9 protein-coding genes are annotated in these 13,299 nt (G+C 66.0%); all 9 read right to left on the bottom strand.

Annotated elements, in window-relative coordinates; genetic code table 11:
• Positions 1-4: 4 nt before the first annotated feature.
• Complete coding sequence (locus tag LPJ38_RS17930; protein ID WP_145627780.1) at positions 5-1,216, bottom strand: ABC transporter substrate-binding protein; 1,212 nt, start codon at positions 1,214-1,216, stop codon at positions 5-7.
• 120 nt (positions 1,217-1,336) lie between these two features.
• Positions 1,337-1,912: an HdeD family acid-resistance protein gene (locus LPJ38_RS17925; protein WP_145627783.1), complete on the bottom strand. Its 576-nt coding sequence runs from the start codon at positions 1,910-1,912 to the stop codon at positions 1,337-1,339.
• A 124-nt stretch (positions 1,913-2,036) separates the two neighbouring features.
• Complete coding sequence (locus LPJ38_RS17920; protein ID WP_145627787.1) at positions 2,037-3,560, bottom strand: FAD-dependent oxidoreductase; 1,524 nt, start codon at positions 3,558-3,560, stop codon at positions 2,037-2,039.
• Between the two features lie 28 nt (positions 3,561-3,588).
• The gene (gene folE / locus LPJ38_RS17915; protein WP_145627791.1) at positions 3,589-4,215 is read right to left on the bottom strand and encodes a GTP cyclohydrolase I FolE; all 627 of its coding nucleotides are present in this window, start codon (positions 4,213-4,215) and stop codon (positions 3,589-3,591) included.
• 171 nt (positions 4,216-4,386) lie between these two features.
• On the bottom strand, positions 4,387-5,280 hold the full coding sequence (locus LPJ38_RS17910) for an alpha/beta fold hydrolase (protein WP_145627793.1): 894 nt from the start codon (positions 5,278-5,280) through the stop codon (positions 4,387-4,389).
• Between the two features lie 113 nt (positions 5,281-5,393).
• Positions 5,394-6,221: an HD domain-containing protein gene (locus LPJ38_RS17905; protein ID WP_167520195.1), complete on the bottom strand. Its 828-nt coding sequence runs from the start codon at positions 6,219-6,221 to the stop codon at positions 5,394-5,396.
• Positions 6,222-6,437: 216 nt separating this feature from the next.
• Positions 6,438-7,316 (bottom strand): transglutaminase family protein, encoded by an 879-nt coding sequence (locus tag LPJ38_RS17900; protein WP_145627796.1) that lies wholly within the window; start codon positions 7,314-7,316, stop codon positions 6,438-6,440.
• Positions 7,313-9,838, bottom strand: coding sequence for a circularly permuted type 2 ATP-grasp protein (locus LPJ38_RS17895; RefSeq protein WP_145627799.1), 2,526 nt, complete (start codon positions 9,836-9,838; stop codon positions 7,313-7,315). The genes LPJ38_RS17900 and LPJ38_RS17895 overlap by 4 nt, the downstream gene beginning before the upstream one ends.
• Before the next feature lie 27 nt (positions 9,839-9,865).
• Positions 9,866-13,135: a transglutaminase family protein gene (locus LPJ38_RS17890; protein ID WP_145627802.1), complete on the bottom strand. Its 3,270-nt coding sequence runs from the start codon at positions 13,133-13,135 to the stop codon at positions 9,866-9,868.
• Between the last annotated feature and the right edge of the window lie 164 nt (positions 13,136-13,299).

Genomic DNA, 13,299 nt, shown 5'->3' with positions numbered 1-13,299 from the left:
CCCCTCACGTCCCGCGCAACAGCTCGCTCGCGATCACCCAGTCGTTGCCGTCGAACTGGAGCATGTAGCCGTCCTTGATCGGGCGGAAATCCTGCGGGGTGGTGTTGAGAGTGATGCCGGGCATCAACAGCGACAGCGGCACGTTCTTCATGTTCGCGGCCTGCGCCATGATGTTCTCGCGCGTCAGATTGTCCTTGCATTGCTTCAGCAGCATCACCAGCGCCTCGGCGACGGTGTAACCGTAGAGGCCGGCGACGTTGTTGACGTCGGCATTGGGCAGGCGCTTCTTCATGAATTCGATATAGGCCGTCATCGCCGGATCGTTCTTCGGCTCGGCCACGAACGGCTTGAGCGAGCCGAGCGAGAGCACGCCCTTGCCGGCGTCGAGGCCGGCCGGCACCATCACGGTCGCCTTGTTGGCGCAGCCGGAGGCCAGAAAGCGCGTCGGCTGCCAGCCGACCTCATGGGCCTTGCGAATGGCCTGCGCGCAGGCGCGCGGCGTCACCGAATAGATCATGAAGACGTCGGCCTTGGTGTTGGCGAGCGTCAGCACCTGGGAATCCACGGTGGGATCGGCGACCTCGAAGCTCGAGGCCATCGCGATCGCCTTGTCGGCGTCGGCACCGAGCGCCTCCTTGACGCCGCGTAAGTATTCCTTTCCGGCGTCGTCGTTCTGGTAGAGCACCGCAAATCGCGCATTCGGGTTCTTGGCGCGGGCATAGGCGACGTCGATCGCGGCCTCGCTGGTGTAGTTCGGCGCCCAGGGCAGCGCCATCGACCAGGGCATGTTGGCGGGATCGTTCCACTTCGAGGCCGAGCTGATCAGGAACAGCTGCGGCACCTTGTTGCTGTTGAGGTACTTCGCGATCGCCGAGCTCGGCGCGGTGCCCATGGTCGCGAAGATGAAGGCGACGCCGTCGCCTTCAACCAGCCGCCGTGCCGCCTCCATGGTCTTGGGCGGCGAGAAGGCGTCGTCCAGCGAAAGCAGATTGAGCTTGCGGCCGTTGACCCCGCCCTTCTCGTTGACCTCGTCGAAATAGGCCGCGATCACCCGGCCGGTGATGCTGAGCGGCGAGGCCGGGCCGCTATAGGGCATGGTATTGCCGATCTTGATCTCGGTGTCGCTGACGCCGGGACCGTAGGACTTTTGTGCGGCGGCGGGCGTGGACAGGCAGGCGGCAGCGAGCGCTGCGGCCAGGACCAAAGCGGCTTTCATGGTTTCTCCCCGGTGATCATCGCCGCGCGAAGGGCTCACGCGGCGTGCTGCCTTTTGCCAGCGCGTCAGCTCACCGGAGTTCCGCCAGATGGTCTTGCGTCGAGTTGCTGATGGCTTTGCTTAGCCGCGCCGCTTCAAGGCAAAGCCCAAGCTGATCCAGCCGGCGCCGGCCATGATCAGGTCAATGCCGAGAAACAGTCCGAGGATGTAGACACTGTTCACCGGCCAGCGAGCTACGATCAAGAGACCGAGCAGCAGCGTGACTGCGCCCGAGAGCGCGACCCACACCCACGGACTTTCGCGCTTCATGCTGAAGGCGAGAAACAGCCTGACGGCGCCAGAGGCAATCAGCGATGCGCCCAGAAAGAGCGTCAGCAGGACTGCCGCGAACAACGGGTTCGCGAAGGTCAGGAAGCCGGCGACCACGTAGAGCACGCCGAGCAAGGCCCAGACCAGGAACTTGCCCCAGCTCTTCATCTGGAACGCACCGATGATCTCGGCCGCGCCGGCGACGATCATCATGGCACCGACCACGATCACACTCGCCACCGTCGCCATCGCGACGCTGCCGAACGCGACAAAGCCGGCGATGAGATAAACGACACCGAGCGCGACGATCCAGCCCCATTTGGCATGCAGCGTCGCGATGCCCGAGCCCAGGCCAAGACGCTGAGACGTATCCGAAGCACTTGTCATGACGCCACTCCTGCTGCGAAGCCCGGAGGCACAATCCAGGATAGCACGGGCCGTACCGGGACGATAGGCAGCAGAGCAGCCCCACCAGCAGCAACATTGACCCAAATCAAGATTGAATGCGGTGTCAGGCCCGCGGCCGCTCCATCTCGAGCTCGGCCTTCAGGTTGTCGAGATCGCGATAGATGGAGGCGACGGCCAGTACGCGTCCGGCCTTGCGGTATTTCAACAGGCAGTCCTTGCCGGAGATGCTGCCGTCGATCGCGACGTCGTCAAAGCTCTCGGCGTGGCCTACATAGTTGATTGGCACGTCATAGTGCTGGGACCAGAAGAACGGCACCGCGTCGAAGCGTTCGCGCCTGCCGATCATGTTGCGTGCCGCGGTCTGACCCTGCCGCTCCGCCACGACCCAGTGCTCGACACGGATGGTTTGTCGCGAATGCGGGTCGGGCCAGCGCGCGATGTCCCCGGCGGCGAAGATGCCGGATATGCTGGTCTCCAGATACTCGGTTACGCTGACGCCACGATCGGCTGCGAGCCCCGCCTGCTCGGCGAGCGCAAGGCGCGGCTTGACGCCGATGCCGACCACGACGAGGTCAGCCTCGATCACCGCGCCGCTCTTCAGCGTCGCCCGCATGCCGTCGAGTCTTTCCACCGTGTCCTTCAAGTGAAAGACAACGCCGTTCTCTTCATGCAGCGACCGGACGAAATCGCCCATCTCGGGGCCGAGCACCTTCTGCATCGGTCGCTCCTCGGGCGCGACCACGTGGACCTCCAGCTTGCGCGCCCGCAAGGACGCCGCGACTTCCAAGCCAATGAAACTGGCGCCGATCACCAGAGTGCGCTTCGCACTGCTCGCGGCCTTGATGATGGCGCGGCTGTCGGCGACGGACCGCAAGGTGTGGACATGCGGCTGGTCCGCGTCCGGGATCTGCAGCTTGACCGGCTCGGCGCCGGTCGCAAGCAGCAGCCGATCAAATGGCAATCTGTCGCCATTGCCCAGCGTGACGCTTCGTCCCTTCGGGTCGATCGCGGAGACGGCTACGTTCAGCCTGAGATCGATGTCCGCATCCTGATAATAGTCCTCGCCGCGCAGCGGCAGCCAATCCTCCGGCGCATTGCCGGCGAGGTAATCCTTGGAGAGGTTCGGCCGGTCAACCGGCATCGCGCCGTCATTGCTGAGCATGGTGATGGCCCCGGCAAAGCCCTCGCGCCGGAGCGTCTCGGCAGCCGCGAAGCCGGCTGCGCCGCCGCCGATAATGACGAATTTCTCCGGCGTCGGTGCGCTACGATGAGCTGATGTTGGTTTAGGCGCCTCGCGCTTGCGCTGAACGACGATGTTGTCGCGATCGCGCGAGACGTCCCATACCGCCAGCGCATTCAATGCCGGCGGGCGGGTGGCCTCGCCCGTCCGCAACGAGAAGCAGGCGTGATGCCAGGGGCAGCGGATGGTGTCGCCGACCACCAGGCCTTCGGCGAGCGGGCCGTGGTAGTGGCTGCAAGACGGCTCGATCGCGAAGATGTCGTCTCTGGTCTGGACCAGGAGAACATTCTCTTCGCCGACATGGCCGAGTAATTTGCCCTCCTTGAATGCGGTCAGCGACACGCCTTTGGTCAGGTCGGGTCCGCTCGGCTTGTTGTCCTCGGCCATTGTGACGTCTCCTTTGGGCCCCCGCGGATCAATCGTCTGAATTGGCAAGCCCCAGCAGTTCCTGACGTGTCAGCGCATTGTCGCGGAACACGCCGAGCATGCGGCTGGTGACGAGATCGGTCCCCGGCTTGTGCGCGCCGCGCGTGGTCATGCAGTGATGCGTCGCCTTGATGATGACGCCGACGCCTTCGGGGTTCAGCACGTCGTTGATCGTGTTGGCGATCTGTGCGGTCATCTTCTCCTGGATCTGGAGACGCTTGGCGTAGATGTCCACCAGACGCGCGAGCTTGGAGATGCCGACCACACGCCCTTGCGGGATATAGGCAACCCAGGCGCGGCCGACGATGGGCGCCATGTGGTGCTCGCAATGACTTTCGAAGCGCACCCCGCGTAGCACGATCATCTCGTCGTAGCCCTCGATCTCCTCGAACGTCTTTTGCAGGATCTCGGTCGGATCCTGCGCATAGCCTGAGAAATACTCCTCGAAGGCGCGTGCGACGCGATCAGGCGTTTCGCGCAGACCGTCGCGCGCGGGATCATCGCCGGCCCAACGGATCATGGTCCGGATCGCCTGCTCGACCTCCGCCCTGTTAGGCCGGTCGCTCGGCGCCTGCGCCACCGCAACACGTTCCAGCCGACGCGGTTGTGACTTCATCGAACGACCTCCCCTGCAACGGGCCGCAGACAATGGCGGCCCCACAGCTTGGACGGCTGCGATTGCAAAAGGTTCCCAGGATCGGGAAAAATCGAAAGGACCGGTCGTTAGCGGACACGCTCCCCCTGAGACCCTCAAGGTGAGGAGTCAGGCTATCGATGACTTGCCGGCCTATCGTTCGGCAGCTTTCCGAAGATCGAGCACAGCCTTTGCCCATTCGGCCGGCCGCTCCTGCGGCAGATTGTGACCGGCGCCCGCGAATACGCGACGCTCGAAAAAGCCCTCGAACTTGCGCGCATGATGAGCGGTGCCGGGATTGACGCCGTCGCTGTCGCCGTCGATGGCGATCGTGGGGACGCGGATTTGTGGCTGCGCGGCGAGCTTTGCCTCGATCGCTGCATAAGCAGGGTCTCCGTCGACCAGCGCATAGCGGTGTCGATACGAATGGATCACGACGTCGACGAAATCGGGATTGTCAAAAGACACGGCGCTACGCTCGAAGGTCGCCTCGTCGAACGTCCATTTCGGCGACCACATCGACCAGAGCTGGCGGGCGAAGCCGCGCCGGTTGCGCTCCAGCGCGCGGCGGCCACGCTCGTTGTGGAAGAGATATTGATACCAGAGTGCCGCCTCCTCCGGCGGCGAGGCCGGCTCCATGGAGCGGGCGATGTTCTGGATGTTGTAGGAATTGCCGGAGACGAGGCCGACCACACGCTCCGGATGGAGTGCCGCGATCACGCAGGCGGCACGTCCGCCCCAGTCATAACCGCCGACGACCGCGCGCGCGACGCCGAGCGCGTCCATGAAGGCGAGAAGATCGGCCCCCAACGCCGCCTGCTCGCCGGAGCGCAGCGTCTCGGGGAAGCGAAACCGCGTCGGCCCATAGCCGCGCAGCCAGGGCACCAGCACCCGGGCGCCGGCCTGGGCAAGAAGCGGTGCGGTCTCTGCATAGGCGTTCACGTCGTAGGGAAAGCCGTGGCCCATGATGCAGGGCCAGCCGTCGGCCGCGCCATAGTCGAGATAGGCGATCTCGAGGACATCGGTGGTGATGGATTTTTGTTGCATGCTTTGCTCACGATCTGATCGCGATGGTAGCCGGGATGAGCGAAGCGACATCCGGGATCACGCACCACCGGCCCCGAATATCGCTTCGCTCATCCGGGCTACGAGAGCCTAGCCTACCGCTGCGGGCCGGACAGCGCGATGTCGCGTTCGGCACGGAACACGTTGCTGTAGAGATTGGCGATCCACTGCCGGCCGATCTCGGTCTTGTTGAGATAGCCGATCTCGGTCTGGATGTGCGGTGCGACGCTGTTCCAATAGAATTGTGGATAGCGGTTCACGATGTCGGCGGGCGAATCGTAGCCGAGCTGGCGGTTGATGCCGACCTCCTCGAACTCGTAATAGAGCGCATTGGCCTTGCGCAAATAGTTGGGATCGCCGAGCTGGCCGATGAAGTCGGCCGCGCGCAGGATCGACGCCTCGTCGTCGTATTCCTGCCCTTCGCGGGCGGGAAAGCGTGTCCCCTCGATGGCGCGGGCGACGCGGTCCGGGTCTACCCCACGAATGTGCCGCAGTCGCCGCGTCACATAAAGCTTGGAGCGGTCGACGTGATACATCATCAGGCTCGCGTCCGATGAACCGCGCGGCAGCGAGATCTTGGTGTCGGCCGCGTCGATCACGAAGCCGTCGGCATCATCCTCCTCGAACAGCCCGCGTACATAGCCGATATCATGGGCGAGGCAGGCGATCAGGACATGAACGTAGTCCTCGGCCGAGAGATGGGTATGAAGGCTTCGGCCGCGGAGGATCGCCTGTGCCGCCAGCGTCACCAGCATCGTGTGCTCGATATTGTGATAGAGCGCATCGCTGTTGCCGATGCATTCCATCGCGGTGCGCGTCGCGCTCTCGACGATGTTGGCAGAAGCTTCATCGTACCGGCGACGCATGAACTTCCCGAGGAATTCCTCCAGGGATTCAGCCGCCAGCCTCGGTAACGTCATCATGGATGCAGCCCCGCTCGTCGGTGGTGTCCCACGCCAACTCCCGATGTTTCGTTCTTGTCCTCGGCGCACCGTCCACCATATCCCATCTTGGGCCGAGGGACCAAATCCTGGAACGACAACACGAAAATATGTTGCAGGTGCGCTCCGCCATATCGCGGTTGCAATAACGGCGCGATACAGCCTCCGGCGGCCGGTGTCCAGACCGCAAGATTGCGGTTATTCGACCAGCACCACGTCCACGGCGACGCCGAGCTTCTGTTTCGGCGAACCAACGATGATGCCGTCGATGGGCGAGACGTCGGAAAAATCGCGTCCGATGGCGAGCACGATATGGTCGTTCGCGACCAGGAGATCGTTGGTCGGATCGAAATCGACCCAGCCGAGATCGGCCCCGCACCACAGCGCGACCCAGGCATGGGTGGCGTCGGCGCCTTGCAGCCGCGCCTGGCCCGGCGGCGCGATGGTGCGCAGATAGCCGCTGACATAGGCCGCCGGCAGACCGAGCCCGCGCAGCCCCGCGATCATCACATGGGCGAAGTCCTGGCAGACACCGTGACGCTTGTCGAAGACCTCGCCGAGCGGCGTCGAAATCACCGTCGCCTTGGGATCATAGCGAAACTCGCTGCGAATGCGACGCATGAGATCGGCGGCACAGGCAAGGACGCCCGCGCCGGGTGGAAAGCTTTCGGCGGCATAGGCGCTGACCGGACGCAGCACCGGCACCAAGGGGCTCGCAAAAACGTAGCCGACCGGCGAGGACGGCCCGAGGCTCGTCGCTTCGAAGGCAATGTCGCGAATGGTCTCCCAGGGCGGGCTCGCGGCATCGCGCGCCGGCGGCCGGCGCGAGACGGAGACGCGCGAGCGCGAGTCGATGCGCAGATTGCGATGGGCGGCTTCGATCACCACGCTCTCGGTGAGCGTGCCGAAGAAATCGCGGCGGACATTGCGCTCGGCCGGACGCGGCCGAATCTCGACGCGGTGCGAGATCAGCTCCTGGCCGCTGCCGCTTCTCGGCTCCAGCCGCAGCGTGCAACGGGCGAAGCTGACCGGACTCTCATATTCGTAGGTCGTGACATGACGGATGTCGTAGATCACGCCAGCCCCGTCAGCTTTTCCGGCCGGCTGGCATTGGGGCCGTGCGGGAAGTAGTGCTGCCCGATCGCCTCGGCAAGGCTGAGCAGATCCTGCTCCAGCGCGAACAGGGTTTTGACCTCGAGCTTCTCGGCCTCCGCGGTCGCGAGCATCGCCTGCATCGCCACCGCAAGCCGCTGCGGCTTCTCGATCAGTCCGTGCTCCTTCAGGCTCGGCAGCGCGGCGATGTGCTCGTTCAGCGTCGTCACCTGGAACGCCACCGAACGCGGATTGTAGCCGTCGAGCACGGCGAGGTCGCGGACCGGCGCCAGGACCGGCGCCAGCAGATAGCGCGAGCGATAGGTGATCTGGCAATCCACCAGGGTCAACAGGATGTCGAGATCCTCGTCGCCGGCCTCGTCATAGGCGAATTGGCGCGTGAAGCGCGTGGTGTTGATGGCGCGCTCGATGCGGCGGCCGACGTCGAGGAAGCGCCAGCCGGCGGCGCGGTTCATGTTCTCCTGCGCAAGCCCTGCGAAGCTCGCCAGCTCCTGCAAGGTCAGCTCGGCGGCGCTGACCACGCTGTCGTCGTCCTCGACCTCGTAAGCGAGGCGTTCGGCCATCTCGGTGATGACCTGCCAGGCATCGGGTGACAGGCGTTCGCGCAGCGAGGTCGCGGTGCGCTGCGCTGCGCGCACCAGCGACAGCGCCGAGCCGAAATGCGCCTCGCTCTGCAGCGCTTCGGCAACGATGCGGCCGGGCCCAGTGCGCGAGGTCTGCGAGATCGCGCCCCAGGCCACCAGCAGGCGCTGGATGCGTTCGGCCGATTGCAACGAGGCGGCGGTGCCCTTGTTGGGCCCGCTCGGCGAGCCCAGTGCGCGCACCAGGCGCAGCGTCGCCTCGGCGCGTTCGAGATAGCGGCCGAGCCAGAACAGATTGTCGGCGGCCCGGCTCGGCAGCACGCCGGCGATGCGGCGGATGCGGACTTTGTCGGTCGCCGGCAGCAGCGTCGCCGTCGAGACCTGCTTGTCGGAGACGACCCAGACGTCGGCCGCGCGGGCGCCGTCGCCCATCGACACCGCGCGTGCATCGGGCTGCTCTGCGATCCGGCAGAAGCCGCCGGGCATGATGGCCCAGCCGTCGGGCGTGGCAGCCGCGAACACGCGCAGCACGAAGGGGCGCGGCGTGAGCTGGCCCTGCTCCCACACCGGCATGGTCGAGAGCCGCACCACCTCCTGGCCGACATAGTCCATGCCGCGCGTGGTGATGGCTTCGACCAGGCGCTGACGATCGCTCGGATCGAGCTCGCTCGCGAGCACCGGACCATTGCTGTCGAAGCCGGGCACGCCGCGGCGGTAGGCGCCTTCGATCGCGACTTCGTCGAGCCGCGCCAGCACCTCGTCGCGCGGGGACCGCTGGCCGCACCACCAGGTCGCGATGTGCGGCATCTTCAGCTCTTCGCCGAGCAGGCGGCGGCTCAGCGCCGGCAGGAAGCCGAGCAGCGCCCGCGCCTCCGGCACGCCCGAGCCCGGCATATTGGCGACGACGACGCCGTCCTTGCGCAGCACATCGATCAGGCCGGGCACCCCGAGCCGCGAGGAGGCATCGAGCTCGAGCGGATCGAGCGAGTTGGAATCGACGCGGCGGAGCAGCACGTCGAGCCGCTTCAGGCCGGCAACGGTACGGATGTGGATGCGGTTATCGCTGACGGCGAGATCGTCGCCCTCGACCAGCAGGAAGCCGAGATAACGCGCCAGCGTCGCATGCTCGAAATAGGTCTCGCTGAAGCTGCCGGGGGTGAGCACGCCGATGCGCGGCTCGTCGCGATCGGCGCGCGCGCGAAGAGAGTCGCGGAACGCTTCGAAGAACGGCGCGACACGCGGCACGTTCATCGACTTGTAGAGATCGGAGAAGGCGCGCGAGAGCACGAGGCGGTTCTCCAGCGCATAGCCCGCGCCTGAAGGCGCCTGGGTGCGGTCGCCGAGCACCCACCAGCGGCCGTCGGGGCCACGGCCGACGTCGGCGGCGTAGATCGAAAGATAGCGCCCGCCCGGCGGCGGCACGCCGCAGACGGGGCGGAGATATTCGGGGCTGCCCGCGATCGCGGCGGCCGGCAGCGCGCCCTCGGCGACGAGACGGCCCTCGCCATAGATGTCGCGCAGCACGAGCTCGAGCAGCTCGGCGCGCTGGGTGATGCCGGCGGAGAGCTGCCGCCAATCGGCTTCGTCGATCAGGAGCGGCAGATGGCTCAGCGACCACGGCCGGTCGGCGCTGTCGCCGGGCGCGCGGTAGGTGACGCCGGCCTCGCGGAGGTGACGGTCGGCCATGGCGAAGCGCCGCTCGGCCTCGTCGGGCGCGAGCGCGCCGAAGGCATCAAAGAAGCGGCTCCAGACCGCGCGCGGGGCGCCGTCGGGCCCCAGGAACTCATCGGGAATGCCGGGCAGGCGGCGATAGTCGCGGACCCATTGCGCGAGCCGGCGCTGGCCTTCACGCTGGCCTTTCGCCCTGCCGGCCTTGTCGTCCTGTTCGGCTGCGCCCTCGCCCATGCGCCTCTCCCTGCCCCACCATCATACTCATTGCAGGAGCGGGGTCCGCAAGTCGAGGGTCAGCGGAAACTCATTTGTGCGTTCCTCCGGCGGCGGCTGGACCGGCCCCGGCGTGTGGCCGTGGTCCTGGAAGCGCGCCAGCCGCCGCGCCTCGGCCTCGTAGGTGTTGACCGGCTTGGTGTCGTAGTTGCGGCCGCCGGGATGGGCGACGTGGTAGACGCAGCCGCCGAGCGAGCGGCCGTTCCAGCTGTCGATGAGATCGAAGGTCAGGGGCGCGTGGACGGGGATGGTCGGGTGCAAGCCCGAGGCAGGCTGCCAGGCCTTGAAGCGGACACCGGCCACGGCCTCGGTCGAGCGGCCGGTCGCGGTCATCGGCAGGCGGCGGCCGTTGCAGGTGACGATGTGGCGGCCCTCGACGAAGCCCTCCGCCTTGACCTGGAGCCGCTCGACGGACGAATCGACATAGCGCACGGTGCCGCCGGCCGAGCCTTCCTCGCCGAGCACGTGCCAGGGCTCCAACGCCTGGCGCAGCTCCAGCGTGACGCCGCCGTGATGCACCCGGCCAAAGGCGGGAAAGCGGAATTCGAGCTGGGCCAGATACCATTCCGGCTCGAACGGGTAGCCGAACTGCTTCAGCTCGCCGAGCACGTCGAGAAAATCGTCCCAGATGAAATGCGGCAGCATGAAGCGATCGTGCAGCGCGGTGCCCCAGCGCACGAACTTGCCTTGTTGCGGCTCGCGCCAGAACTTTGCGATCAGCGCCCGGATCAGGAGCTGCTGCGCTAGCGACATGCGCGGATCGGGCGGCATTTCGAGCGCGCGGAATTCGACGAGGCCGAGCCGCCCCGTGGGGCTATCAGGCGAATAGAGCTTGTCGATACAGATCTCGGCGCGATGGGTGTTGCCGGTGATATCGACGAGCAGATGCCGGAACAGCCGGTCCACCAGCCACAACGGCGTCTGATAGCCCGGCGGCGGCACGTGCGAGAGCGCGATCTCGAGCTCGTAGATGCTGTCGTGGCGGGCCTCGTCGATGCGCGGCGCCTGACTGGTCGGGCCGATGAACAGGCCGGAGAAGAAATAGGACAGCGACGGATGGCGCTGCCAGTACAGGACCAGGCTCTTCAGCAGATCGGGCCGGCGCAGGAACGGCGAGTCCTGCGGACTTGAGCCGCCGACCACGACGTGATTGCCGCCGCCGGTGCCGGTGTGGCGGCCGTCGACCAGGAAGCGGTTGGCGCCGAGACGAACCTTGCCGGCGTCCTCGTAGAGGCCGGAGGTGATCTCGACGGCGTCGCGCCAGCTCCCGGCCGGCTGGATGTTGATCTCGATGACGCCAGGATCGGGCGTCACCTTGATGACCTCGATGCGCGGATCGAACGGCGGCGGATAGCCTTCGACATGGACGGGGAGCTGCATCTCCTCGGCGGTGGCTTCGAGGACTGCGACGAGCTCCAGATAATCCTCGATGCGCTCGACGGGCGGCATGAAGGCGCAGAGCACACCGTCGCGGACTTCGATCGACATCGCGGTACGTACCGGGACCGAGGTGTTGAGATGCTCGGGCTCGAGCCGCGGCGGCGCTTCTGCACGCGCGGGAAGTGTGAACACCGGCAGCTTGCCCCGCGCCTCCATCGGGTCCTGCTCGACGACGTAGGGATATTGGTTGGGAGGGACGTAGCCGAGCGAGCCGATCGGCAGGCGCAAGCCGAGCGGCGAGTCGCCTGGCATCAGGAACAGATGATTGCGTCGGAGCGGCCAGCGCTCGCTGCGCCAGCGCGGCGGGGCATTCCAGCGCTGGATCGGCAGCACGAAGCCGCGCGGCGTGCTCAGGCCCTGGTCGAACACCCGCGCCATCCGCGCGCGCGCTTCGGGATCCGATAGCTTGGAATCGGTGGGATCGACGTTGACCGGAAGCTCGGCTTCCTTCTGCAGCCAATAGGCCGGATCCTCATAGGCCGGCATGATGTAGCCGAGGTCGAGCCCGAGCCGCGCCGCGGTGCCCTCCATGAAGGCTTCGGCGTCTTTGACCTCCGGCCGTCGTGGGGTCGCGATCTTCGCAATGAGGTCGCCGTTCTTCCAGATCGGCACGCCGTCCTTGCGCCAGTACAGGCCGAAGGCCCAGCGGGGCAGGCTCTCGCCGGGATACCATTTGCCCTGGCCGTAATGCAGCAGGCCGCCGGGCGCAAAGCGCGCACGCAGGCGGCGGATCAGGTCGTCGCCGAGCGCGCGCTTGGTCGGACCCACTGCTTCCGTATTCCATTCACCGGCTTCGAGATCGTCGACCGAGACGAAGGTGGGCTCGCCGCCCATGGTGAGCCGCACGTCAGCGCTCGCGAGATCGCCGTCGACCTGCTCGCCGAGATCGTCGAGCCGCGCCCAGGATTCATCGGAGAACGGCTTTGTGATGCGCGGCGCCTCGCGGATGCGCTTCACGCTCATGTCGAAGGCGAACTCGACCTCGGCAAAACCGGCACCGCCGGAGATCGGCGCGGCGGAGCGATAATGCGGCGTCGCTGCGACCGGAATATGCCCCTCGCCCGCGAGCATGCCGGACGTCGCATCGAACCCGACCCAGCCCGCGCCGGGCAGATAGACCTCGGCCCAGGCGTGCAGATCGGTGAAGTCGGTCTCCACCTCCGGCGGTCCCTCGATCGGATCGATGTCGGGACGGATCTGGACGAGGTAGCCCGAGACGAAGCGCGCCGCGAGCCCGAGATGACGCAGCGTCTGGATCAGGAGCCAGGCGGAGTCACGACACGAGCCGGCGCCGGAGGCAAGCGTCTCCTCCGGCGTTTGCACGCCCGGCTCCATGCGGATGATGTAACGGATCTTCTTCTGCAGCTCGCGATTGAGGTCGACCAGGAAGTTGACGGTGTTCGGGGCTTCCTGCGGGATCGTATCCAGATATTGCGCGAACAGGCGATCGGGCTTGATCGTCTCGAGGTAGGGCGCGAGCTCGGTCTTCAGGTCCTTCGGATACTCGAACGGAAAGCTGTCGGCGTAGGGCTCGACGAAGAAGTCGAACGGATTGACCACCGTCATCTGCGTGGTGAAGTCGACCTCGAATTTCAGCTCGGTCGTCTTCTCCGGAAAGACGTAGCGCGCGAGCCAGTTGCCCTGCGGGTCCTGCTGCCAGTTCACGAAATGGTTGGATGGCGTGACCTTGAGCGAATAGCTCAGGATCGGTGTGCGCGTATGCGGCGCCGGCCGCAGCCGGATGGTCTGCGGGCCGAGATCGATCGGGCGGTCGTATTTGTAGTGCGTGACGTGATGCAATGCGACGTAGATCGACACGGGGTGCGGTGCTCCAGCAGCTTTTTTGAGCAGAACACCGCTGGTGACCTCGATCAAGCACTAACAACGGGCAGCGTGTGCCTACGGCACGGGCGAGTGGTGAGTCGCGAATGGTGAATAGCCGAAGGTTTGCTTTATTCGCTACTCCCTGTTCGCCATTCGCC

Source organism: Bradyrhizobium daqingense (genome assembly GCF_021044685.1).
Lineage (GTDB): Bacteria > Pseudomonadota > Alphaproteobacteria > Rhizobiales > Xanthobacteraceae > Bradyrhizobium > Bradyrhizobium daqingense.
The sequence above is the reverse complement of the archived record's forward strand: the minus strand, read 5'-3'. Positions and strand labels throughout refer to the sequence as shown.

What these genes read in the sequence shown, in the direction of transcription:
- LPJ38_RS17920 (WP_145627787.1), bottom strand. Translation starts at nt 3,560, where the DNA reads ATGGCCGAGGACAACAAGCCGAGCGGACCCGACCTGACCAAAGGCGTG.
- LPJ38_RS17910 (WP_145627793.1), bottom strand. Translation starts at nt 5,280, where the DNA reads ATGCAACAAAAATCCATCACCACCGATGTCCTCGAGATCGCCTATCTC.
- LPJ38_RS17895 (WP_145627799.1), bottom strand. Translation starts at nt 9,838, where the DNA reads ATGGGCGAGGGCGCAGCCGAACAGGACGACAAGGCCGGCAGGGCGAAA.
- LPJ38_RS17925 (WP_145627783.1), bottom strand. Translation starts at nt 1,912, where the DNA reads ATGACAAGTGCTTCGGATACGTCTCAGCGTCTTGGCCTGGGCTCGGGC.
- folE (WP_145627791.1), bottom strand. Translation starts at nt 4,215, where the DNA reads ATGAAGTCACAACCGCGTCGGCTGGAACGTGTTGCGGTGGCGCAGGCG.
- LPJ38_RS17905 (WP_167520195.1), bottom strand. Translation starts at nt 6,221, where the DNA reads ATGATGACGTTACCGAGGCTGGCGGCTGAATCCCTGGAGGAATTCCTC.
- LPJ38_RS17930 (WP_145627780.1), bottom strand. Translation starts at nt 1,216, where the DNA reads ATGAAAGCCGCTTTGGTCCTGGCCGCAGCGCTCGCTGCCGCCTGCCTG.